Below are 24517 nucleotides of genomic sequence, written 5' to 3' on the forward strand. Positions count from 1 at the left end.
TTCACCACTTTCACATTTTCACCACTTTCACCACTTTCACATTTTCACCACTTTCACATTTTCACCACTTTCACATTTTCACCACTTTCACATTTTCACCACTTTCACATTTTCACCACTTTCACTATTTGTAAGTTTTGGTGAAAATGTTAGATTTGTTTTGTTTTTTTGGTATTATGCATTAAAATTAAATAAACGTTTGATTATCTTTTTGATTTTTTATTGTATTTTTTAAAAAATATCATTTTTTCAAATACGGCTTGCTTAGTGATTCTAAATTTCGATTGATATGCTTTTGATATTTTTCATAGGACACAATTGAATGCTCATTTATTACTTTGGGTAACTTATAATCAATTTTTATGTGTATAAATTTGTATAATTGATAAATTTTTCTTATAATATTTACACAGGATTTAGGGTTTAGAATTTAGGGTTTAGTGTTGAGGATTTAGAAATATATATATAAAACATCTAAAACCTAAATCCTAAAACCTACAAGCGAAGCGATCTAAATCCTCAATCCTATTTAATAAAAGGAGTATAATAATGACAACGGTTTTACTATTTGCTTCGGGATTGCTTTTAGGAGTGATACTTTTGTATTTACTCGGTATTGCGGTTGCGCCGTTTAATCCGGGAGATGTGAAAAATGATCATTTCGAATGCGGACTTCCGCCTAGTAGCGAAGTGCCTATGAAAGCGAATTTCGGATATTTTATATTTGCTATTGCGTTTATCGTATTTGATATGGCGGGGTTGTTTTTTAGTTTGTTTGTTTTTACCAATTCTTCGGAAGCGTTAAATTGGGCTATGGCGTTTGGGATATTATTGTTTGTTAGTTTATCGATTAGTATGAAGGAGTATAGAAATGCTAAAAGTGCTTGATTTTTTTAATTACGCAAGGAGCAAGTCTCCATGGATTGTCCATTTTTGTAGCGGGTGCTGCTCTTTGGAAATGCTTGCGGCCATGGGGCCGAGATACGACTGGGAAAGGTACGGGTATATAATGACTCCGACCCCCAGACAGGCTGATATTATGTTTATAACCGGCCTTGTAAGCAAAAAAATACTTCCGGCTTTGCTAAGAACGTATGAACAGATGCCGGAGCCTCGATATGTTGTGGCCATAGGGGCGTGTGCTTACGACGGCGGACCTTATAACGATTCCGTTTCCGTTATTAAAAATATGACCGAAATTCTTCCGGCCGACGTTTTCGTAGCCGGATGTCCTCCAAGACCCGAAGCCATTATCGCGGGACTCGAAGAACTTAAAGAAAAGATAAAAAGAGGGGAGCCGAGCGCTTCAAGCCAGGGCGGCCTCTGGAAACAAATGAAATTTTAAAGGGCTCTAAATGGAGAATATAAAAAACGTATTGAATAAATTCGGAATGGAGTATGTAGAAGATTACAAATCTTCATGGATAAAAGCCAAGCTTAAAGACAAAAACGACTTGTTAAAAGTCGTAGAAGCGTTAAAAAACGAGGGTGTCAGAACCTGCTCGACGGTTTCTCCGACGGATTTTATAGATGAAAACAGAATCGAAGTCAATTATTTTCTTGAAGATCTTTTCAATAAAGTAAACGTATGGTTAAAGGTGGATATCGAAAGGGAGCTTGAAAAATGCGAAATCGATTCCATAACGCCTTTAATGCCGAGTGCAAACTGGCATGAACTCGAAGCCTATTCGACATTCGGCGTCAAGTTCAAAGGTCATCCTAACCTAAGATATTTTTTAATAAGCCGCGATTATTACGGCAAATTTCCTTTCAGAAAGGATTTCGACTGGAAAGAACATGAAAAAAACCTGATACAAAACATCAGCGATATCACTGAAGAGTATTTTGACGAATACGAGGATTACGAAGAAAATGTCGGACACGAGGGGAGCAGAACGGTTCTGAACTGGGGACCGACACACCCCGCAAGCGGACCTATAAGGATTAGGGTTTATACGAACGGCGAAAACGTTGAAAGAATCGAGCCCGACATCGGATATGTATGGAGGGCGCTTGAGCATTTGGCGGAAAGAAAGGATTTTATAGGAACGATTGTGGCGGTTGAGAGAATATGCTTTATGGACAACCCTAACCCTATGATCTGTTATTCTCAGGCTGTTGAAGAAATTGCGGGCAAAGAAATTACGGAATTTGCAAAATATATGAGGGTTGTTTTAGGGGAAACTGGAAGAATCGCTTCTCACCTGATATCGCTCGGAGGGTTTTTCGGAACGATGGGACTTCATACGTTTATGATGTGGTGTCTTGATATCAGGGAGTATTTTCTTGACGTTTTAGAAGATTATTCGGGTGCGAGGATTGCGACCGCATGTGTGGAGCCCGGAGGGGTGAGATATCCTCTTAACGATTATAAAGCGTGGTTTGAAGGAATTAATAAGGCCATTAAAAAATTCGAAGACACCAAAGAAGACATTACTGACATATTTATGAAAAACCCTTTGATGAACACAAGGGCGAAAGGAAACGGTGTGTTTACGGTTGAAGATGTCGCCGAATATTACCTTGCCGGTCCTATAGCGAGGGCGAGCGGCGCTAAAATAGATGTGAGAATAGACGAACCGTACGCTGCTTACGACAAACTCGAAATGGATTACGTGACGTGTGAAAACGGGGATGCGAGGGACAGGCTTTATATTATATTCAAAGAACTCGAACAGGCTATGGATTTGATAAAACAGGCTATGGCTAAAATAGAAGAAGGTGTTGAATCCGGAGAGATGGATCCTAAAAAAGACCATTTGGTAAGAATGCCTAAAAGACTTCCTAAAGGGGAGGCCGTAAGCAGAATAGAATGGGCAAGAGGAGAAATACTTATGCATTTGGTTACGGGCGAAAAGGCCACGAGCCCTTACAGGCTGAAAATCAAGGCTCCGAGCGTAAACCATACGATGATGCTTGACAAATTATTAAAAGGTAAAACCCTTTCGGATATACCGCTTCTTTACGGAAGCATGCATATCTGTCAGGGCGACCTGGATAGATAAGGAGAGAAAATGAGTGTTGGTGCAATGTTATTTTATATTTTGGTTTTTCCGGGTCTTTTGTTTCTGCTTGCCTGGACGTTTTTCGTGTTTTACTTCGCAAGGAAAACGTTGGCTTATATCCATAAAAGGGTGGGTCCTCATTTTAACGGCCCGGCCGGTAGTCTGCAGACGGTTTACGATGTTTTCAAACTTCTTACGAAAGAGTCCATAACACCTAAAAGCGCGGATCCATACCTTTTTAACATCATTCCTATAATTACCCCCCTTGTGGCGGCTTTGCCGGTTATACTGATTCCTTGGACGCCGCTTATAAACGGAGGGCACGGGATTTTAGACACACAGTACGGTGTTCTCGGCCTTGTGGTTTTAATAGGGGTGGAGCCGTTTTTACTCTTTTTAACCGGTTTCGGCTCTAATAATAAATATTCTTTCCTCGGGGGTATGAGAATACTTGCGCAGATGCTTTCTATGGAGGCGCCGTTTTTCTTGGCGGCACTTGCGCCGGCGCTGCTGTTCGGAACGATGAACCTTTATGAAATTCAGTCTCAAAACACGTGGCTGACCACACTGATTTTATTGCCTGGTGCGGTGATATTCATTATTGCAATGCTTGGTATTTTGGAGCAGCCGCCGTTTCATATTCCCGACGCGGAACAGGAAATCGTTTACGGTTTTTACACCGAGTATGCCGGTACTAACTATGTGCTTTTAAAATTTGCCGAGTTTACGGAAATGCTTGTTGTTTCGGCCGCTGCGGTGGTACTGTTTTTCGGAGGATACAGGGGGCTGTTTTTCGACAGTTTCTGGTGGCTGTTTTTAAAAATAGCGCTTTTGGCCGTGGTAATGGTTGCGATCAGGGCGAGTAACCCGAGGCTAAGGCTGGATCAGATGCTTAAATTCTGCTGGAGCTGGCTGACGCCTCTTGCTATTTTAAACCTTGTATGGATAATTTTTGCAAAAATATATATTTTAGGAGTTTAAGATGTTTTTTAATATTGTAGAAAAAGTGGTAAGGGTTACCAAAGCGTTTACGGCCCCGAGAATAGCAACTAAGGACGTAACACATGAAACAATGCACCATTCTCCTGTATTCAGGGGAAAGCACGAAATAAGATACGATATATGCACAGGGTGTGAGGCGTGTGCGAAAATCTGTCCGGTCGATGCTATAGTAATGGAGCCTCTTCCCATAAAAAGGCCTAAGGCGCTGCCCGAAGTCAATCTCGGTATCTGTATTTTCTGCGGCCTGTGCGAGGATGTATGCCCTACCAAACCGGAAAAGGCGATTAAACTCAGCGGCGGAACGTTTGAAATGATTACCGACGGAACCGACGAAAACATAAAAAATTACTGGGTTAAACCGGAAGTGCCGGAAGAATGGATAGAACAGAAGAAAAAAGAGGAAGAGGAAAAAGCGAGAAAGAAAAAAGAGATGATGGCCAAGAAAAAAGCTGAAGCCGAAGCGAAGAAAAAGGATGAGGAAGAAGCTAAGAAAAAAGCAGAAGCCGCTGAAAGCGGTAAAACTGCGGAAAATGGCGACAATGCCGGAAACGGAGGTGAAAAATGAGCGTGTTGATTTTGGCTTTGGCGGTGATTTTGTCGGTTATGGCATTGACGCAGAAGAACACGGTTCCCGCCGTGCTGGCTTTTGTTATGATGATGTTTTTACTCGGTATTTATTATATTCTCATGGATGAGAAACTTTTAGGGCTGTTTCAGATATTCGTTTACACAGGGGGAATTGTCGTTCTTACTCTTTTCGGTGTAACGGTTATCGGGGCTAAATTCCCCAAATTCGAAATAAGACCGTGGGCTGTGGCGGTAGTTACGGTGGTTGTAATAGGACTTTTGATTATACCTTTTATTCTGCCTCCTATCCCGTATGAGGGTAAAGTTATTCCTTTAAAAGACCAGGTTAAGGTATTTACCGATTTTTATGCAGAAATAGCGATTTTTATGGGTGTTGTTGCGGCGAGCGTGTTATACGGTAGTATAAGAATGCTGCATACACTAAAACATGAAAAGGAATAAAAATGGTTAGTTTTTATATAGACGCAATATTTGCGATAATCCTCTTCGGAGTCGGATTATACGGAGTTACGAGTAAAAGTGATTTTTTAAAGATCTTTTTTTCGCTTGAGATATTACTTAACGCCGTAATACTTTTTCTTGCGAGTGCGGCTTATCATTTCGGACTTACAAGAGGGCTTGCGGTGGCGTATGTAATTATCGTAATTGCAACGCTTGAGGCTGCGGCCGGCGTTCTTATTTTCTTATTAAGCTACAGAATTACCGGGGAGATTATCCCTGACAAATTAGATAAGGCGGTGAGCGATGAATAATGCGGTATTGGTATTGTTATGCGCACCGTTTATAGGAGCGGTGTTAGCATACGTATTGGGAAAAATAAAAATGAATCTTGCGTTTTGGGTTGCGGAAATAGTAGGGGCGATGTTGTTTTTGGCGAGTATCGTAATTTATTTCAATTACGGCGACTCCCCTATCAATATAGACTATACATGGATAGCGTACGGTGATTTGAAACTTCCGTTCGGGATTTATATAGATCACCTTTCCATTGTTATGCTGCTTATTGCCACGGGTCTCGGTTTTGCGGACATTCATTTTGCGCACGACTATATGGGGGATGATCCCGATCAGCCTAGATACTATTCCAAGGTGCTTTTCTTTATAGGCGGTATGGTATTGCTGGTTATTACCAAAGATTTAATAGGTGCGTTTGTAGGCTGGGAGTTTATGGGGCTTGCTTCATATGCGCTTATCAGCTTTTGGTATTATAAAAATTCGGCCGCCGATGCGGGTATGCAGGCGTTTTTGTACACAAGATTCGGTGACATATTCATACTTGCCGCAATAGGTCTTCTTGTTTATTACGCCGGAACGCTGAATCTGGTCGAACTGAACGAAATGGCTAATAACGGGGAACTTTCTAAAACGGTTGCGCTTGTCGTCGCGCTCTTTATTTTTATGGGTGCGATAGGTAAATCCGGTCAGTTTCCTTTATATCCGTGGCTTATGAATGCGATGGAAGGTCCAACGACCGTTTCCGCACTGATTCACGGTGCCACGATGGTTAACTCCGGTATTTACATCGTAGCGAGACTGTTTGATTTCTTTGCATATACGCAAGCGCTTTTTATAGTCGCGAACGTTGCCGCACTGAGTGCGTTTATAGGTGCGAGCAGCGCGCTTGTACAAAAAGAGATTAAAAAAATTCTGGCATATTCCACTATGTCGCACCTTTCTATAGCGTTTGTAGGTCTCGGTGTCGGAAGTTTGGCTGCCGGTATGCTTCATTTGGTAAACCACGCTATTTTTAAAGCTCTGCTCTTTTTGAGTGCCGGTGCCGTTATTTATATAGCCCATCATACTAAAGACGCGTGGAAACTCGGAGGTCTTATTAAAACCGCCCCTTTTGTCGCGCTGTTTATGGCGATGGGTTCATTGAGCCTTGCCGGTGTGCCTCCTTTTAGCGGTTTCTTTTCAAAAGAGGCCGTAGTCGCGTCGGCATGGGCACACGGAAACGAGTTTACGAAAGTTTTCGTAACAATAGCTGCGCTGTTGTCAATAGGATATATTACAAGACTCTGGGTGCTTATATTCCTCGGCGAGCCGAGAAACGAGGATATTGCGGGAAGTGTACACGCGCCGAGCAATTTATGGATTAGGCTGCCTTTAGGGGTTTTGGCCGTTATAACGCTTTTCATTTCTATCTGGCAAAGCGATATTGTACATTTCATACTGAACGGAAAAGAGGAGGTTGAGCCTCATATAGCAGGACTTACGGCATTTATGTTAACGGGTATGATGATAATTTTCCTTATAGTTATAGGACTTTATGTTAAGGGGCTGAACCTGCTGTATAAAATAGCGTCCCACCATTTCGTTCAGACAGTGCATCAGATACTGTTTAACGGATATTATGTAGAAAGAATGATTACGTGGATTTCAAAAACGATAGTGGTGAATTCAGTGGCGAAAGCGGCAAGATGGTTCGACACTAACGTCATAGATTATCTCGTTAACGCAACCGTGCCGGCCACTCAGGGTGTATACAGGGTGTTCAGGGCAGGTCACAGCGGTAAAATAGGTACGTATATGGGTCAATTCGTAATCGGTGTTGCAATTATAGTTATTGCAATCTTAATAATTGTAAAGGGTCTGTGATGGTTGCAGTAGATATTATTTTCGCTCCTATTTTCTTGTCGATACTGCTTTATTTTCTGACAAGAAATAATCAGGACTTGGCAAAGTATATAGCGTTAGGATGGTTTATCGTTCAGTTTTTTATAGCATTTAGCTGGTATCACGCCCTTCCGCAGGAAGGTTTTTTGGAGCTCGGAAGCTTTTTAAGCGTACCACAGTTCGGTTTCGAGCTGACGTTGAGGGTTGACGCGTTAAGTGTTGCAATGCTTCTTCTTACCGCAGCACTCTTGATTTTGGTAGTGTTTACGTCATGGGAGGAAAAAAACCAGGCTGCGTATTTCAGTCTGCTTGTATTATTCAGCGGACCGATATTCGGGGTGTTTATGACTACTAACGTGTTGTGGTTTTTTATGTTCTGGGAGCTTACGTTGGTACCTATGTTTTTCCTCGTAGGATTCTGGGGCGGAGAGAGAAGAATATATGCCGCGGTTAAATTTTTTCTATACACGCATGTGGCGAGTATGTTTATGTTTGTAGGTTTTTATCTTCTATTTAAACAGACAGGTTACTGGGATCTTACTTTGATAAGAGAAACGGCTCTTGCGACACCTGCGCTTATATGGTGGTTTATGTTTATAGGGTTTGCGGCGAAACTTCCCGCTTTTCCTTTTCATACTTGGCTTCCGGATGCGCACGTGGAGGCTCCGAGCAGTATTTCGGTGCTTCTTGCCGGGGTTCTTTTAAAAATGGGTGCGTACGGTCTGATCAGGTTTACGGTGGAACTTATGCCTGTCACTACGCAGGAATTTTCGCTGTGGATGCTTATAATAGGACTTAATACCACGCTTTTTGCGGGAATGCTTGCAATATACGAAAGACACGTCAAAAAGATGGTGGCATACAGCTCCATCTCCCATATGGGGCTTGTGGTTGTTGCGATAGCCACCATGACTTACGACGGGCTCAGTGCCGCTCTTTATGAAATGATAGGCCACGCCCTTGTAATTTCACCTCTTTTCCTTATTGCGGGGTGGCTGCATCACAAAACCCATACGTGGTATATGGATGAAATGGGCGGTATTATGAAAAAAGCCCCTTATGTGAGCGCCATTTTCATTTTGGCCGGTATGGCGGCGTTAGGCCTGCCCGGTACTATGGGATTCGTCGGCGAACTTACCATTATCGTATCCGCAATCAAATCTTTCGGATGGTGGATTGCTATTATCGCCGTGGCGAGTTTAATCAGCGCCGGATATATTATCTGGGCGGTCAGAAGGTCAATCCACGGCGAAATGTCGCCTCTGGTTGAAAAAGTCGAATTTAAAATGTCGTTTCCGGAAAAAGCGGCTCTTGGGGTGTTTGCACTAATGATTGTATATTTCGGTATACAACCACAGCCGATTTTCGATTTGGCAAATAAAGCATTTAGCTTTCTTGGAGGTATGTAATGAGTTTCATAATATTAATAGCGGCGGGACTACTTGTACCGGTATTTTACAAAAGTAATATTTTTATAGCTAAACTTATCGCCATAGCCGCATTTATAGCGAGTGCGGTTATGGTATATAACGGTATGAGCTTAAACAATGTGTTTCCGTTTTTTGTACTTGACGGATCCACTCAGTTGATGGAGTACGTTTTACTGGCGACGCTGGCTGCGGTTACGTTGTCTTTGACGGGATTCGAAAGGCCTCTGATTGCCCAGATGCTTTTTGTGGCAGGGGCGAGTATTGCAATACTCGAGACGAACAATTTCTTTATTTTTATAGTTTTGTTTGAAGTTATTGCCATTATTTCTTACGTGCTTGTTGCTAACATAAGGAACTTTTACAATGCAGAGGGTGCTATCAAAGCATTTATAGCCGGTGCCGTTGCAAGCGGTATCATCCTTCTCGGTTTCGCGCTTTTCAGCTTTGTGACAGACAGTTTCAATTATGCCGAAATGAACGTACATGGTAAATTTACTCTTATAGCCGTTGCAATTATGCTGGCCGGTATTTTTTACAAACTTACCGTTGTGCCTATGCACGGCTGGGCGGCGGACGCATATTCCCAGGTAAACCATGCTGCCGCAGCCATTTTGAGCGGTGTAATAAAAAGTGTTATGCTTGTTGCGGTTTTTAAGGCGTTTTATAAATTTTTAATCGCCTATCCGACGTCTACCGTTTTAATTTTCAGTTTTTTTGCCGTCGTTACGATGACACTGGCGAATTTTATGGCGCTTTGGCAAAAGAGAATTTCTAAAATTTTGGCTTATTCCTCCATTGCGCACAGCGGATATGCGCTTATTCCTTTTGCGGCGGCCGCCAGCGTTTATTCATATACGGGGGTGTTGTATTACGCTATTGCGTATATATTTATGCAAACAAGCGTGTTTTTGCTTTTGAACGATTTAAGAAGGGAAGCGGGTGTCAAGTATCTTGAAGATATAAAAGGACTCGGAAACAAGGCGCCGGTGCACGCATTATTTTTTACGATTCAGCTCTTTTCGCTTGCCGGAATTCCGCTTCTTGCCGGATTTTTGTCAAAAGCGGTAGCTTTTTACGCCGGTGTTGATGCAGGTTTGTGGCCGATAGTTTTAATTGCCCTTCTCAATTCCGCACTGGCGGTTGCGTATTATGCATGGATTGTGAAACATATTTATTTTGACAAACCGGTTGACGGTACGGTGAAAAAAATAACAATTTCAGGCGGCAGTCTTATAGGACAGCTTATATTGTTAATAGGAACCGTTTATTTCGGTATTGTTGCCGTACAGGTTTTTAACACTACGATTTCAATGTAATCTTTTGCTATAATTAGCAAAAAGGCGTAAGTTGAAATTTTTCCTTCTTTTCTTTTTTTTTGTTTTTTCTTATACTCTTGAAATAAATGTGGATTATTCAAAAGACAAATACGCTTATGAAGTTTTAACCATCAAAAACAAAAAACCTTTTTTTTGCAAAGAGAAAAAAAATAAAATAATTTGCGAATTCGACAGACATCCTTCGACTCCCGTTTTCAAAACCGCCACCGTGTTTTTCAGAATATCCCCCCTGTTTAAAAAAAACCGTTTTTATCTCGTAATATCCCTTAAAAGAAAATACGTTTTAAGAAAATTCGACGACGACCTGTTCAACGACGCACTGATAGGAGTGAAGCTTAAAAAGGCCAAAAAATGGGTGATTGTTTCGGGAGACAAAATTCCTTTTATAAAAAGGGAACCTAATTACGGGCTGAATGTATATTTCAAAAATTCCCCGAAAATATACATAGGAAGCATAGACGAAAACGGAAACCCCATAAATGTTGACAATCAGGCCCGGGATGTAATTAAATATTTTGAAATTAAAAAGGCGTATGAAAGAGGAAAGGACGTGTTAAGCGATATCGACGATTTTGTAAAAGAATTTCCTGATTCCGTTTTTCTGCCTGATATTGAGTTTTTAAAAATGAAAATACTCGATTCGGAAGACAGACCCGAAGACGTTATTTCACTTGGCAAAAAATGGATTAAAAAATACGCTTTTAACGAAAATCTTCCAAAGGTTTTGCTTTTGATGGGCAAAAACTACACAAAGCTCGGTTTTATGAGTGATGCAAGCTATTTTTACCAGCGTATAATAAACGAATATCCCGGTACGGAAGAAGCTTATCTGGCGATGATATACTGGGCGGATCAAATGTATGTTATGGGAGAGAGCAAAAAAGCTTTCGAGCTTTATAAAAAAGCTCTTTATTCCACAAAGGATGTGGAAGTCGCTTCATTGGCCGCGGTCAGGCTTGCACAGCGTTATATGGACAAGGGGGATATAAAAACCGCCTTCGAATATTATAAAAGGGTTTACAGGGCGAACAAAAATTTTATACTGAAAGATAAAAACAAAGCGTTCGAACTTGCTAAAACGCTTGCATCTCACAGACTTTATTCTTTGGCTATAGAAATAGGCGAAGATCTGTTAAAACGCTTAAAAAAACTTGACGATTTGTACGAACCGCTGGAATATTATCTCGCATTGTGGTCTTATGATGAAAAAAACTATAAAAAAACCTCCTACTGGATAAACAGGTATTTAAAGGAGTTTCCGTACGGGGATTACAGCGACAAGCTCGCATCTCTCAGGGATAAGATACTTTTTGAAATCAATGACGTAAACATAAGCGAACAGCTTACGAAAATCGATGAAATAATTGAAAAATATAAAGGGCAGAGTATTGCGAAAAAAGCACTGGACAAAAAAATTATGCTGCTGTACAAACTTAAAGAATATGAAAAAATTTTAAAAATGGCTCCTAAAATAGAAACGGGCAATATTATAAAAGACGGAAAACGGTTCATAAAAAACGTTGCAAGAAAATATGTTATCAAACTGTTAAACAGCGGAAAATGCGCCGGGGCAATCAGGATAATGAAGAAATTTTCTGTAAAGATTGACGACAAATATGACGAAAAACTATATGAGTGTGCGATAAAAAGCAGAAATTTCGGTTTTGCTTCTTCAATTTGCAACAAGTATCTGAACTCTCCTGATGATAAAATATTTATTGTGTGGATGAAAAGAAAAATTGAAGCTTTGGAATTTATGGGAGATTACAAAGGTGTTGTAATTGCGGTAGACGATTTGTGTAGGGTTATGAAAAAAGGCTGTTATAAATACCGTTTGAAAAAATTTTTCGCGCTTTGGAATCTGAAAAAATACAAAGAGGCGTTAAAAGAGGCGGAAAAACTCGGTGAAAAAAAAGATATAAAAAACTGTGACGTATTTATAAAAATAGTGAATTTCGCCCTGAAAAACGGGGATTATTTAACGGCGGCTCTGTATGCAAAAAAAATAATAGAACTTCAAAATCATTTCGATGCGCACCCTTACTCCCCTTTTGCGGAGTTCACTTTTGCAAAATATACAAAGAACAAAAAAGACGCGGAGGAAGTTCTTAAAAAAATCATACCTAAACTAAAAGGCGAGAATCTTGCGAGGGCTTATTATATGCTTGCAAACATAACGGGCAGTAAAATTTATCTTCAGGAATGTCTGAAAGTCAAAAATTCCAAAATGTGGAAAAATTTATGCAAGGAAGCTATGAGTTTATTTTAAAAAGAAAAAGGGGGAATATGAAACTGGGGGTTTTGTTGCTGTGTCTGAATTTTCTGTTTGCGTTTGATTATACGGCAAAAGAAAAAACGTTTTTAAAAAACAATCCTGTCGTTTATTTTGCTTGTATGAAGTATTGGCCGGTGGATAAGAGCGGAAATTCGATTCATACGAACTTTATAAAACTTTTGAATAAATATGGCGGCCTGAATATAGTGCCCGTTTATTACAAATACTGGTCAGACGCTTTCGAAGATGCCAAAACAGGCAAAGTACACGGAATTTTGGGTATAAGCCGTTCGTTAAAGAGGGAAAAAGATTTTTTGTTTACCAAAGCGTACAATTTTGCTCCCTATTATATTATAGTAAATGAAAACTCGGATATAAGAAATCTGAAAGATTTGAAAAATAAAAAGGTGTTTATTGCAAAAAAATCCATACTCAGGGATATTTTAAAAAATTCGGGTTTTGAAATAACATACACCAGACATCCGTATACCGATCTTTTAAACGGCAAAATAGATGCGGTTGCGGTATTTTATGTTCCCGATATAAGTTATATGGAAAAATTCAAGGTTATCACCACGTTTATTGACAGATACGGCGAAGAACACATAGGTGTCAATAAAAAGTATGAAACGTTGTACAAAATTATCAATAAGGCGGTTGAGGAAATACCTTACGGAGAAATAGAAAAAATAAGAAAAAAAGAGTATCAAAAAAAACTTCCTCCGGGTTTTCTGCTGTCAGACAGGGATTTTTCGCTGAAATATTTTATTACCACACGGGATCTGATGTTGATATTTCTGCTTTCCGCCGGTCTTATTACGGTTCTTTTTCTGTTTTTGAGCGGAAAATTTCTTAATATGAGAATTAAAAAATTTATTTTTATAACACTTGTTTTTGAAGCCACGGTTATGTTTTTTCTTATTTCGGAAATGCTGATATACCATTATTATTCAAATAAAATATATACGGTGACCCGCAATAAACTACAAGCCGTTTATGTGACGGATATGATTGAAAACAAAATATTCGAACTTATGTTTAATCTTAAAAGCAAACACATAAAAAAATATTTTTTGGGCGGAGTCGATATAAAAAACCTTAAACTTGACGGCAAAAAACTCGGTTATTATCTGAATATGGATGTTTTTACCCCCAACGAGCTTGATGTACTCGGCAATGTGTTAAACAACGTCAATAAAATTTTAAAGAAGAAAAAGATTGAAAAACTTAAAATCAATACCGAATATGTTATGGAACAGTTTAATATAATAAAGGATTTGATTAAACAAAGAAACCGGGATGAAATATCCGTTATTGAAAAAAAACTCAGATTTCAGAGTTTTCTGCTTATTTTGAGTTTCGTGGTATATCTTATAATAAGCTTATTTATTGTTTACATGATATTTAAAAAAGTTGACAAACCTCTGGAGAATCTTTACAGGCTTGTTTTAGATTTCGGGAAAAACGTCAAAACCGGCGGAAAAGTGTTTTATAAAGACGAAATAGGAGCGGTTTCCGAAAAACTGTTTTATCTTCACAAGCAGCTTGAAAATAAAATAAAAGAACTCCAGCGGCATAAAGAGGATTTGAAGATAAAAATTCAAAACGAGGTGGAAAAGAGACTCAGACAGGAAGAAATACTAAGCAGACAGTCGAAATTCGCTTTAATGGGGGAAATGATAGACGCCATTGCGCACCAGTGGAAAAGTCCCGTTAACAATATCAAATTTATGATTGAAGTTTTAAAATATGAAAAAAACGAACTTACGGAGGAGAAACTCGACGAGTTTATAAGAAACAGTGAAATCCAGATTAATCATCTATTAGAAACGATAAACAGTTTCAGGGAGTTTTTTAATAATCAGAAAAAAGAGGAGTTTGAAATATATGATGTTATCGACGACGTGCTTTTGCTGCTAAAAGACGAGCTGATGAGGGAATCTATTTCGGTTAGAAGAAAAATAACCACAACTTTTAAGCTTTACGGGGTAAAAAGCGATTTCGAGCATCTGTTAATCAGTATAATATTAAATGCAAAAGATATTTTTAACGAACGCGGTATAAAAAGGAAAGAGATTATAATAAGAACTTATGAAGACGAAGAAAACTATTATATCGAACTTGAGGATACGGCCGGAGGTATAAAAGAGGAGATTATGGACAAGGTGTTTGATTTGCATTTTTCCACAAGAAAAGGCGGTACCGGGCTGGGGCTGTATCTTGCAAGCCAGATAGCGCTGAAACACGGCGGTGTTCTTAAAGTTTCCAACGGCAAGTACGGTGCGGTTTTCAGTTTTGTAAAAAAGAAATAAAGCAATATTAAAACCGTTTATTTTTGTGTAACGGTTTATTTTTAAACGAAACTTTTGCTACAATTCCGAATCATTTATATAAAGGATTGTAATGAGCTGGACAAAAACAAGCTGGAGAAACAAACAGATAAGACAGCAGCCTACATACGAAGACATTGAAAAATTAAAACGTGTTGAAAAAGAACTCGGAAAATATCCGCCTCTTGTGTTTGCGGGTGAGGTCAGAAACCTCAAATCCAAACTCGCCGACGTCTGCGAAGGTAAGGCATTCCTTCTTCAGGGCGGCGACTGTGCAGAAAGTTTTGCCGAGTTTGACGGTAACAATATAAGGGATATGTTTAAAGTTATGATGCAAATGGCGGTGGTTTTGACGTTTGCCGGGGGACTTCCCGTAGTTAAAATAGGAAGGATAGCCGGCCAGTTTGCAAAACCGAGAAGCAGCGATTTTGAAGAAAGAGACGGAGTGAGGCTTCCGAGTTACAGGGGAGATATAATAAATTCGATTGAATTTACCGAAGAAGCCAGAAAGGCGGACCCCGAGAGAATGTTAAAAGCGTACAATCAGTCGGCCGCCACCATGAACCTTTTAAGGGCTTTTGCAAAAGGTGGGATGGCTGATCTCAGAAAAATCCACAAATGGACGCTTGATTTTATAAAAGAATCTCCCGAAGGGCACAGATTCGAAGAACTTGCAGACAGGATTACGGAAAGTCTGAAATTTATGGAGGCTGTGGGCATTACTCCGGACAATACACCTAATTTAAGGGAAACCACACTTTATACATCGCACGAGGCGCTGCTTTTAAATTATGAAGAGGCGCTTACAAGAGAGGACAGTCTTACGGGTGAGTGGTATGACTGTTCGGCCCATATGCTCTGGATCGGAGACAGAACGAGAGATCCGAACGAGGCGCATGTGGAGTTTTTAAGAGGTGTTAAAAACCCTGTGGGCGTAAAAGCCGGGCCGTCAATGACACCGGAGGGCCTTTTGGAGCTGATTGAGATACTAAACCCAAAAAACGAAGCGGGAAGGCTGAATATTATTGTAAGAATGGGGGCCGATAAAATAGAAAAAGAATTTCCTAAACTTTTAAAGGCGGTGAAAGAGGCCGGTAAAAATGTTATATGGAGCATAGACCCTATGCACGGGAACACTATAAAAACATCAAGCAACATAAAAACAAGGGAGTTCGATAAAATACTTGCCGAAGTAAAAGGCTATTTTGCCGTTCATGAAAGCTTCGGAACGTTTCCCGGCGGAGTGCATCTTGAGATGACCGGAAGGGATGTTACCGAATGTATGGGAGGTTCGTACGCAATCAGCGAAAAAGATCTTGAAAAAAGCTATGACACCCACTGTGATCCGAGGTTAAATGCAAAACAGGCGTTGGAGCTTTCTTTTTTAATTGCGGATCTTTTAAAACAGTCCATTAACAAAAACCCGCAAATTTAAAAGGGGTTTTCCTCTATTTTATTTTTGATATTATTATTTCTTCTAATTCTTCAAGAGGCGCCGAAATCCGGTTTTTAAACTGTGTTTTATTAAACGTTTGCTGTCTTTTTGCAAGCCTTGAGGTATTGGTGATTATTTTCTGTTTTAAACTATTCAAATCGTATTTTCCGTTGAAATAATCGAGCACTTCTTTTATTCCTATGGCTTTTAAAGCGGGAAGTCTTCTGTCTTTGTATTTTTTTTCAAGATAAGCCGCTTCGTCTATCAGCCCCGCTTCGAACATTTTATCCGTGCGTATTTTTATTCTTTCTTTCAGTATGTTTCTGTCAACTTCTATTTCAAATACCGGTATCTCCGGTAAAACCGGCTTAGGAGGGTTTTTTTTAAAATATTCGCTTGCGGGGATGTTTGTGGCCAGGTATATTTCTATTCCTTTTTGGATTCTGTATGTGTCGTTGGGGGATATTTTAGAAGCGAACATAGGATCGACGCTTTTTAAAAAATCGTAGTTTTTTTTCGAAGCCTCTTTTTTGAGTGTGTCGTTTATTTCGGGCATTTCGGATATGCCTTCAAGCATGGCTTTTAAATAAAATCCCGTCCCTCCCACTATTATTATGTTTCTGTGCGGAATTTTTCTGTATATTTCGATGAATTTCATAACGTCGAATTTTTCATCCGGAAAAATTTCGTTTACGCCGTAGTGTTTTACCGAAGAAAGTTCGGCTTTTGAAGGTTTGGCCGAGGCTATGTCTATTTCTTTGTAAATGCTCAGGGAATCGAGTGAAAGAATTTCGTAATTAAGTTTTAAGGCAAGTTTGATTGCCAAATCGCTTTTTCCGCTTGCCGTGGGTCCTATTATAGCAAACATACAAACCTTTTTTGTTACAATTATACAATAAATATTTTCGGTAAAAAACGGATTTTGCAAAGATGTTATTTATGATATGTAAGGAGAGGCGATGATAAAGAAATATATGGATCTGGTGAAATTCTCTCATACCGTTTTCAGTATTCCTTTTATTCTGATAGCAATGGTTGTGGCGGCGGACGGATGGTTCGGATGGAGGCTGTTGTTTTTGGGGTTACTGGCGGCGGTAAGTGCAAGAAATTTCGCCATGGCCGTAAACAGGCTTGTTGACAGGGACATCGATTCTAAAAACCCGAGAACACAGGAGAGGCCTTCCGTTACGGGTGAAATAAACGAAAACCAGATAAAACTTTTTATTCTTGCAAACGCCCTTATTTTTATAGGAACGGCTTATTTGATTAATTCCCTCGCTTTTAAATTATCAATCCCTGTTTTAATAGTACTCGGAGGTTACAGTTATTTCAAACGTTTCAGCGAATACGCCCATCTTGTTCTCGGTGTTTCTTTGGGGCTTGCGCCTCTTGCCGGCGTTATAGCCGTAAAGGCTTCTATTCCTTGCTGGAGTGTTTTTCTCGCCCTCGGAGTGATGTTCTGGGTTGCGGGTTTTGATGTTTTGTATTCGATACAGGATATCGATTTCGATAGAAAAGAGGGGCTTCATTCCATTCCCGCCTTAACGGGGGAAAAAGGCGCCGTGTTTATTTCGAGTATGTTTCATTTTTTAAGCGTGCTTTTCTGGGCGCTGTTTGCGGCTTATGCAAATCTGGGGTTTTTCGGGTGGATTGCGGTAATTTTTGCGGCCGTTATGCTGTATTACGAACAGATGCTTGTCAGAAAAAATTTAAAAAATATTCCCAAGGCGTTTTTTGACGTAAACGGTTATTTGGGAATTGTGTTTTTAATTTTGATAATACTTGACAGGCTTTGAAAATGCCGAGATTAATACCCGCTTTTGTCGAATTTGAATTCGGCGGATACACTGAAGAATACAAAGAGGAGTTTGACAAACTCGGAAGCGAAAGCGAAGATCCCATAGGGCAGTACATAAAACTTGCAAAAGCGAGGGGTGAGACTAAAGAGACGGATCCCGTACTGTTGGAGCTGTTAATCGCCCTTCACAGAAAGATAGACGAACTTACCGCAATTGTAAAAAACGAAAAAAAAGAACTTTTAAAGCTTGATTACAAAACGGAAATAGCAAAAATAGGGTTTGATTATTTCGAAATAAAAGATCCGGTTATGATAAAAGGGGAAAAATATTACGGAAGGATGTCCCTTCCGGTATTCCCTCCAAGAAGCGTACCGGTGGTATTTGTTGCGGAAAATGAAAAACTTGCTAAAATTTTACTGATGCATGAAAGGGACTTGAAAGATTACAATGCGTTTATAATGGCGAGGGAGAGGGCTATCATAAGGGAAATGAAGGGAAAAAATGGGTAAGATAGAAATAATTATGTTTTTGGGACTCAGCGGTTTTATACTGTTTTTATTTATATATATGTTAAAAAGGGACAAAGTTTTGGATTCCAAACTTGCCGCCCTCGAACTTGCACTTGAAGATGTGAATCAGGAACTTTTCAGGTTAAAAAAAGCCGTGGGTTCCAAAAAAACCGAAAAAACGCTTGAAGAAATAGAGATTGTAATAGAAAAACTTGTAAACAATGTAAAAAAGCTCGAAGAAAAAAACATAAAACATATAAAGGAACTTGAAAACAAACTTTTCAGTGTGGAGCATTCCGTAAAAAATAAAATTGTAGATTTTGCAAATATAAATAAGACTGACGAACAGAGAATAATAAACCTGTACAAAAACGGGTATTCCGTAGAAGAAATAAGCAGGGAGTTAAGAATTCCGGCGGGTGAAGTGGAGCTTGTTATAAAATTTCAGAGTTTTTAGGGTAGTTTCCTTAAATTCTGCTTAAATTAAGGTTTTTTTAAGTTTTCTTTCCTAAAATTCCATACCTAAAAAATTCACAAAAGGTGTGATAATGAAATTTACTAAATCAATTAGAGAAGAAGATGTTAAGAGAGATTGGATTTTAATAGATGCCAAAGATAAAATTTTCGGTAGGGTGATTACTGAAATAGCAACGAAATTAAGAGGTAAACATAAACCATATTATACTCCTCATGTTGACTGTGGCGATTACGTGGTTGTAATTAATGCCGAGAAAGTAAAATTTTCAAACTCTAAAAAATTGGAAGACAAATATTACAAACATACGGGATATTTCGGCAACTTAAAAGAAGAAACCGTTGAAAAACTGCTTAAAAACAATCCTGAAAAATTGTTTAAATTAGCAACAAGGGGAATGCTTCCGAAAACCAAACTCGGAAGAAAAATGCTTAAAAAACTAAAAGTGTACGCAGGTGAAAATCATCCTCATACAGCTCAAGTAAAGGGTAACTAATGAAAATGCACGGAAGAATATACGCAACTGGAAAAAGAAAAGAAGCGGTGGCAAAAGTTTGGCTTAAAGCGGGAAGCGGAAAAATAACTGTTAACGGTAAAGACCTTGACGATTTCCTCGGAGGCAGGGAAGCTCTTAAACTTAGAGTCAGATGGCCTTTAATGCTTACTAAACAGGAAAACGCCGTTGATATCGACGTAAAAGTATTCGGCGGAGGGTTTGCGGCTCAGGCGGATGCCGTTAAACACGGTATTTCTAAAGCTCTTGTGGAGTACGCGCCTGAATTCAGAAGCATTCTAAAACCAGCCGGACTTCTTACGAGAGACGCAAGAAGGGTTGAAAGAAAAAAATACGGGAAAAAGAAAGCGAGAAAATCTCCTCAGTTCTCAAAAAGATAATTTCATTTCTTTTTTCTTTTTTTGTTTATATAATAAGTGTCTGTCACTTTAAATTAAAATCATCTCTTTTTATTTATCATTAAAAAAAATTAACGGTAAATATAAATTTTTTTGTTAATATTAAAACATTATAAGTATAAAGGAATTATATGAAAGTTTCACTTGTTTTAAGCGGAGGAGGGGCGAGAGGATACATTCATATAGGTGTTATAGAAGAACTGAAAGAACAGGGATATGAAATAGTTTCAATAAGCGGAACGTCGATGGGGGCGCTTATAGGAGCGCTTGAGGCATGCGGAAAACTTGATATTTATAAAAAATGGGTGGAATCGTTAGAACTTGTAGACATACTTAAGTTTATAAAACCCCCGTTTAAACTCAACGGTGATAAGATATTTAACAAAATAAAAGAGCTTGTGGGCGATTACAATATAGAGGATTTGCCGATAAAATTCACCGCAGTTGCAACGGATTTGAATAAAGGAAAAGAAGTCTGGTTTCAAAAAGGCCCCCTTTGGCAGGCCGTTAAAGCCTCGGCGGCCATTCCGGGTGTTTTTGAACCTGTAAAAATACACAATATGACACTTGTGGACGGGGGCGTGCTGAATCTGATGCCGGTGGCCCCCGTTATGAGCGATTTGAGCGATTTGATTATCGCCGTTAATCTGTACGGCGAAGAAAACAGGGATATAAAAATCAGATATAAAAAAGAAACCCGAAAAAAAATAACCATACTTCATGATGTATGGGATAAAATTTTTGAAGAAAAAGAGGATCCTACCAATATGTCGATAGAACTTATGATGCAGGTCATATTCAGATACAGACGTGCCGAATATATTCCCGATATTGAAATAAAATTTCCACAGAAAATTGCAAAATGGTATGAATTTCACAGGGCTCTTGAACTTATAGAAATAGGACGGCACTATACGAGGGAAGTTTTAAAAAGTGAAAAATTAAACTAATATAAAGGGTGAAAAAAGAGAGGAAGAACTGATAATGGAAAAAGGAAAATGTTGCAGTGAGCAAGGTTACGACTGATAACGGATGATAAGCTATGCCTGACACCAAACTGTTGCGACTTACAAAAAACCGATAACCAATACCTCAATACACTAATATACCAATAACAAATATACTAATTAACTATTGTCAAGATGTAATTTGATATAATTTTGCAAAAAGGAGAAGTGATGCAAAAAATCTATACCAAAAAGGCTCCGGAAGCCATAGGCCCTTATTCACAGGCCGTAAAAGTCGGAAATTTCGTATATACATCCGGACAGATAGCGTTAACACCTCAGGGGGAATTTCTTGATTCGGATGTCAAAACCCAGACGAAACAGGTGTGTGAAAATTTAAAAGCGGTTTTGGAAGCGGCCGGTGCTAAACTTGAAAATGTTGTAAAAACCACTATTTTTTTAGACGATATCGGTAATTTTGTGGCTGTAAACGAGGTTTACGGGGAATATTTTAAGCATAAACCGGCAAGAAGCACCGTTGCGGTAAAAGAGCTTCCAAAAGGCGCAAAAGTGGAAATCGAATGTGTTGCGTTTATAAATTAAAACTTAAACTTTTCTTAATTTAAGTTTAGTTTAAGAAAATAAAGTTAATATTTCATCCTAAAAAACCAATAAAGGGTTAACGAAATGTATGCAGTTATTAAACACGGCGGAAAACAATATAAAGTAAGCGTTGGAGACGTATTAGAACTTGATAGAATAGAAGGTGCGGAGCCTAAGTCAAGTATAGAAGTCAATGAAGTATTATTGGTAAAAGGCGATGATACTAAAATAGGTGCTCCTCTTGTCGAAGGCGCCAAAGTGGTGGCGGAAGTAATTAATAACGGAAGAGGAAAAAAAGTTATTATCTTCAAAAAAAGAAGAAGAAAAGACTCAAGAAAAAAAAGAGGTTTCAGAAGAGACTTTACAAGAGTCGTAATCAAAGAAATCGTAGCTTAATTTAAGGAGATTCCATGGCACATAAAAAAGGACAAGGGTCAACCCAGAACAACAGGGATTCGGCCGGTAGAAGACTCGGCGTTAAAAAATTCGGAGGAGAATTCGTAAGGGCAGGTAATATTATTATCAGACAAAGAGGAACAAAAGTTCATCCAGGAAACAACGTCGGACTCGGAAAAGATCACACTATTTATGCTTTAATCGACGGATACGTAAAATTCGAAATTAAAGACAAACAAAGAAAAAAAGTATCCGTTTATCCGGCAGAAAACAACTAATTTCTCTCTTTCCCCTCATTTTTACTCATAATTTGATAAAATTTTCATTTAATAAGCAGTATGTAATGAATAGTTTGCGTAAAGCTTTAAACGAACCTCTATATTTAAGTAAAGCTGTTGATTACATACTACCCAATTTTAAAAGGATGTAAATGTTTGTAGACAATGTAAAATTAAAGGTGAAATCAGGAAAAGGCGGACAGGGCTGTGTAAGCTTCAGGCGTGAAAAATTTGTGGTAAAAGGAGGCCCCGACGGAGGCGACGGTGGGAAGGGCGGCGATGTTATAGTGGAATGTGACAAAAATACACACACCCTTTCACATTTTAAAGGAAAGCGTCTGTTAAAAGCTAAAAACGGAAGACCGGGGGAAGGGAGAAAAAAACACGGTGCAAACGGAGAAGATTTGATTTTAAAAGTTCCGCCGGGAACTGTTATAAAAGATGCGGACACCGGCGAGGTGCTTCTTGATATGAAAGAAGACGGTGAAAGAAAAACCCTGCTTGAAGGCGGCAGGGGAGGTCTTGGAAACTGGCATTTCAGAGGCCCGAGAAACCAGACGCCGAGGTATGCGCAGCCGGGGGAGGAGGGAAAAGAACTTGAAATTATAATGGAGCTTAAATTAATAGCGGACGTAGGGCTTGTGGGATTTCCAAATGCCGGAAAATCCACATTAATCAGTACACTCAGCAATGCAAAACCCGAAATAGCAAATTACGAATTTACCACACTTACTCCTAAACTCGGGGTGGTTAGGATGGATGAATATAGAAGTTTTGTAATGGCCGATATTCCGGGTATTATAGAAGGTGCTCACGAAGGAAAGGGACTCGGGATTGAGTTTTTAAAACACATAGAAAGAACATCCACGATTCTTTATATGATTGATTTAAGTTCATATAGGGACCCGGTTTATCAGTTTAAAACTCTTCAAAAAGAGCTTAGGGAGTACAGTGAACAATTAGCGGGCAGGGATTATGCCATAGCGCTTACGAAATGCGACAGTGCGGGAGCGGATAAAATCGAGGAGTTTTTTGAAAAACTCGGAATTTCAAAAACGGAACCTAAATTCAAAGCCGACCCGAATCTGTCCTGTCATTTTGACGATAAAACGTTCGTACTGCCGATAAGTTCGGTGGCTAATATAAATATAGAGGCTTTGAAATTCGCCCTTTTTGATTTGGTGGAAAAAAACAAAAGAAAAGAAGATGAAGAGAATAGTTTTTAAAGTCGGTACCGCCACGTTATACGAAAACGGAAAGTTAAGCGGGAGAATAGACGATATTGTCGAAATGCTGAGCGAACTTAACAAAAAATACGAGGTTTTGCTTGTAAGCAGCGGTGCGGTCGGAGCCGGATATACGAGGTGTCCGCTTGATAAAAGCAGGCTTGAAAACAAACAGGCGCTTGCGGCAATAGGGCAGCCGCTTTTAATGAAAGAATACAAGGAACGTTTTCATAAATATAACGTCACCGTTGCTCAGGTTTTGGTTACGGCAGCCGATTTCGACAGCAGAAAGAGAACCGAAAACGCAAAAAAAATGATTAATGTTTTGCTTAAAAATAAAATCATACCGATTATTAACGAAAACGATTCCGTATCGGTAGAAGAGATACTTTTCGGGGACAATGACCAGTTAAGTGCGTATGTTACGTACTATTTCGATGCCGATATGCTTTTTATTTTGAGCGATATCGACGCATTTTATACCGACAACCCCAAAACGAACAAAAACGCCAGACCTTTGAAAAAAGTAACCGAAATAAGCGATGAGCTGCTAAAACAGGAATGTTCGCCGAACGACACATTCGCAACCGGAGGTATAGTCACAAAACTCAAGGCGGCTAAGTTTTTAATGGAGAGAGGCAAATCGATGTTTTTATCAAGCGGATTCGATTTGAGCGATGTGAAATCTTTTTTAAACGGGAACCATAAGGGTGGGACGCTTTTTATAAGCGGAAAACAAAAAGATAAAAGTTTAAAATGAAAAGCGAGGGAGGCGTTTTATGAAGGTTGTTGCGACAAACAGAAAAGCGTATCACGATTATGACATATTTGATAAATATGAAGCGGGTATAGAGCTTAAAGGAAGTGAAGTTAAAGCTCTAAGGGCCGGAAGGGTTAACCTGAAGGATTCTTATGTGAGAATCAAAGACGGGGAAGTATGGTGGCTTCAGGGGCATATCAGCAATCTCGACACCACTTACAAAGCATACAGGCATGAAGAAAAAAGACCTAGAAAGCTGCTGCTTCACAAACAGGAGATTGCAAAACTCGCCGGATATACAAGTGAAAAAGGATATACCCTCGTGCCTCTTAGGATTTATTTTAACAACCGAAACCGTGCTAAACTTGAAATAGCCGTTGCAAAAGGTAGAAAACTTCACGACAAAAGAAGGGTGATGAAGGAAAAAGAGCTGAAAAAAGAAGCCGCAAGCGCAATGAAAAGATACGGGTTTTAGTAAGCGAGTTGCGAAGAGTTTTGAGGTTAATTGGTTAGTATATTGGTATATAGGTTATCAGGGCTGGTTAAGTTATTAAAGTTTGGAATTGGTTACAGTTAATTAAGCTGGCAAAGTGG

General features: G+C 39.2%; 26 protein-coding genes. 25 read left to right on the top strand and 1 reads right to left on the bottom strand.

Annotated features, from left to right (window positions below):
* The first annotated feature begins 549 nt into the window (after window positions 1–549).
* From ACXJIE_RS09615 to ACXJIE_RS09675, 13 genes are all read left to right on the top strand, one after another.
* Window positions 550–888, top strand: a complete 339-nt coding sequence (locus tag ACXJIE_RS09615; RefSeq protein WP_456480760.1) for an NADH-quinone oxidoreductase subunit A — start codon at window positions 550–552, stop codon at window positions 886–888.
* Window positions 872–1345 carry an NADH-quinone oxidoreductase subunit B gene (locus ACXJIE_RS09620; protein WP_015901732.1) on the top strand — a complete coding sequence of 158 codons (474 nt, stop codon included), beginning with the start codon at window positions 872–874 and terminating at the stop codon, window positions 1343–1345. Before ACXJIE_RS09615 ends, ACXJIE_RS09620 begins: the two co-directional genes overlap by 17 nt.
* Window positions 1346–1355: 10 nt before the next feature.
* Window positions 1356–3005: an NADH-quinone oxidoreductase subunit D-related protein gene (locus ACXJIE_RS09625; RefSeq protein WP_456480761.1), complete on the top strand. Its 1650-nt coding sequence runs from the start codon at window positions 1356–1358 to the stop codon at window positions 3003–3005.
* Between the two features lie 9 nt (window positions 3006–3014).
* On the top strand, window positions 3015–3986 hold the full coding sequence (locus tag ACXJIE_RS09630) for a complex I subunit 1/NuoH family protein (RefSeq protein WP_456480762.1): 972 nt from the start codon (window positions 3015–3017) through the stop codon (window positions 3984–3986).
* 1 nt (window position 3987) lies between these two features.
* Window positions 3988–4572, top strand: a complete 585-nt coding sequence (locus ACXJIE_RS09635; RefSeq protein ID WP_456480763.1) for a 4Fe-4S binding protein — start codon at window positions 3988–3990, stop codon at window positions 4570–4572.
* Window positions 4569–5036: an NADH-quinone oxidoreductase subunit J family protein gene (locus ACXJIE_RS09640; protein WP_456480764.1), complete on the top strand. Its 468-nt coding sequence runs from the start codon at window positions 4569–4571 to the stop codon at window positions 5034–5036. Before ACXJIE_RS09635 ends, ACXJIE_RS09640 begins: the two co-directional genes overlap by 4 nt.
* A 2-nt stretch (window positions 5037–5038) precedes the next feature.
* Window positions 5039–5347 (top strand): NADH-quinone oxidoreductase subunit NuoK, encoded by a 309-nt coding sequence (locus tag ACXJIE_RS09645; protein ID WP_015902741.1) that lies wholly within the window; start codon window positions 5039–5041, stop codon window positions 5345–5347.
* On the top strand, window positions 5340–7193 hold the full coding sequence (locus tag ACXJIE_RS09650; RefSeq protein WP_456480765.1) for an NADH-quinone oxidoreductase subunit 5 family protein: 1854 nt from the start codon (window positions 5340–5342) through the stop codon (window positions 7191–7193). The genes ACXJIE_RS09645 and ACXJIE_RS09650 overlap by 8 nt, the downstream gene beginning before the upstream one ends.
* Window positions 7193–8620, top strand: a complete 1428-nt coding sequence (locus tag ACXJIE_RS09655; protein WP_456480766.1) for a complex I subunit 4 family protein — start codon at window positions 7193–7195, stop codon at window positions 8618–8620. The genes ACXJIE_RS09650 and ACXJIE_RS09655 overlap by 1 nt, the downstream gene beginning before the upstream one ends.
* Window positions 8620–9957 (top strand): NADH-quinone oxidoreductase subunit N, encoded by a 1338-nt coding sequence (locus tag ACXJIE_RS09660; protein WP_456480767.1) that lies wholly within the window; start codon window positions 8620–8622, stop codon window positions 9955–9957. Before ACXJIE_RS09655 ends, ACXJIE_RS09660 begins: the two co-directional genes overlap by 1 nt.
* 31 nt (window positions 9958–9988) lie before the next feature.
* Window positions 9989–12247 (top strand): tetratricopeptide repeat protein, encoded by a 2259-nt coding sequence (locus ACXJIE_RS09665; RefSeq protein ID WP_456480768.1) that lies wholly within the window; start codon window positions 9989–9991, stop codon window positions 12245–12247.
* A gap of 17 nt (window positions 12248–12264) precedes the next feature.
* Window positions 12265–14565, top strand: coding sequence for an ATP-binding protein (locus tag ACXJIE_RS09670; protein ID WP_456480769.1), 2301 nt, complete (start codon window positions 12265–12267; stop codon window positions 14563–14565).
* Window positions 14566–14656: 91 nt separating this feature from the next.
* The gene (locus ACXJIE_RS09675; RefSeq protein ID WP_456480770.1) at window positions 14657–16018 is read left to right on the top strand and encodes a class II 3-deoxy-7-phosphoheptulonate synthase; all 1362 of its coding nucleotides are present in this window, start codon (window positions 14657–14659) and stop codon (window positions 16016–16018) included.
* A 13-nt stretch (window positions 16019–16031) separates the two neighbouring features.
* On the opposite strand, the gene miaA is transcribed toward ACXJIE_RS09675, so the two are convergent.
* Window positions 16032–16886, bottom strand: coding sequence for a tRNA (adenosine(37)-N6)-dimethylallyltransferase MiaA (gene miaA / locus ACXJIE_RS09680; RefSeq protein WP_456480771.1), 855 nt, complete (start codon window positions 16884–16886; stop codon window positions 16032–16034).
* Between the two features lie 91 nt (window positions 16887–16977).
* Between miaA and mqnP the strand changes: the two genes are divergently transcribed.
* From mqnP to smpB, 12 genes are all read left to right on the top strand, one after another.
* Window positions 16978–17814 (top strand): menaquinone biosynthesis prenyltransferase MqnP, encoded by an 837-nt coding sequence (gene mqnP / locus ACXJIE_RS09685; RefSeq protein WP_456480772.1) that lies wholly within the window; start codon window positions 16978–16980, stop codon window positions 17812–17814.
* Window positions 17815–17816: 2 nt separating this feature from the next.
* Window positions 17817–18326: a hypothetical protein gene (locus ACXJIE_RS09690; protein WP_456480773.1), complete on the top strand. Its 510-nt coding sequence runs from the start codon at window positions 17817–17819 to the stop codon at window positions 18324–18326.
* Complete coding sequence (locus ACXJIE_RS09695) at window positions 18319–18783, top strand: DUF6115 domain-containing protein (protein ID WP_456480774.1); 465 nt, start codon at window positions 18319–18321, stop codon at window positions 18781–18783. Before ACXJIE_RS09690 ends, ACXJIE_RS09695 begins: the two co-directional genes overlap by 8 nt.
* 91 nt (window positions 18784–18874) lie before the next feature.
* Window positions 18875–19297, top strand: a complete 423-nt coding sequence (gene rplM, locus ACXJIE_RS09700) for a 50S ribosomal protein L13 (RefSeq protein ID WP_456480775.1) — start codon at window positions 18875–18877, stop codon at window positions 19295–19297.
* 5 nt (window positions 19298–19302) lie between these two features.
* Window positions 19303–19695 (top strand): 30S ribosomal protein S9, encoded by a 393-nt coding sequence (gene rpsI / locus ACXJIE_RS09705; RefSeq protein ID WP_456480788.1) that lies wholly within the window; start codon window positions 19303–19305, stop codon window positions 19693–19695.
* A gap of 149 nt (window positions 19696–19844) precedes the next feature.
* Window positions 19845–20663, top strand: coding sequence for a patatin-like phospholipase family protein (locus ACXJIE_RS09710; protein WP_456480776.1), 819 nt, complete (start codon window positions 19845–19847; stop codon window positions 20661–20663).
* Window positions 20664–20891: 228 nt separating this feature from the next.
* A complete protein-coding gene (locus ACXJIE_RS09715; protein WP_456480777.1) occupies window positions 20892–21263 on the top strand; it encodes a RidA family protein in 372 nt (123 codons plus the stop codon).
* A gap of 84 nt (window positions 21264–21347) precedes the next feature.
* Window positions 21348–21659, top strand: coding sequence for a 50S ribosomal protein L21 (gene rplU, locus ACXJIE_RS09720; protein ID WP_456480778.1), 312 nt, complete (start codon window positions 21348–21350; stop codon window positions 21657–21659).
* A 14-nt stretch (window positions 21660–21673) separates the two neighbouring features.
* Window positions 21674–21937 (top strand): 50S ribosomal protein L27, encoded by a 264-nt coding sequence (rpmA, locus tag ACXJIE_RS09725; RefSeq protein ID WP_456480779.1) that lies wholly within the window; start codon window positions 21674–21676, stop codon window positions 21935–21937.
* A 152-nt stretch (window positions 21938–22089) separates the two neighbouring features.
* Complete coding sequence (obgE, locus tag ACXJIE_RS09730; RefSeq protein WP_456480780.1) at window positions 22090–23163, top strand: GTPase ObgE; 1074 nt, start codon at window positions 22090–22092, stop codon at window positions 23161–23163.
* Window positions 23144–23923 carry a glutamate 5-kinase gene (proB, locus tag ACXJIE_RS09735; protein ID WP_456480781.1) on the top strand — a complete coding sequence of 260 codons (780 nt, stop codon included), beginning with the start codon at window positions 23144–23146 and terminating at the stop codon, window positions 23921–23923. Before obgE ends, proB begins: the two co-directional genes overlap by 20 nt.
* 19 nt (window positions 23924–23942) lie before the next feature.
* Window positions 23943–24398, top strand: a complete 456-nt coding sequence (gene smpB / locus ACXJIE_RS09740) for an SsrA-binding protein SmpB (protein WP_456480782.1) — start codon at window positions 23943–23945, stop codon at window positions 24396–24398.
* Window positions 24399–24517 lie beyond the last annotated feature (119 nt).

Source organism: Nautilia sp. (genome assembly GCF_053994455.1).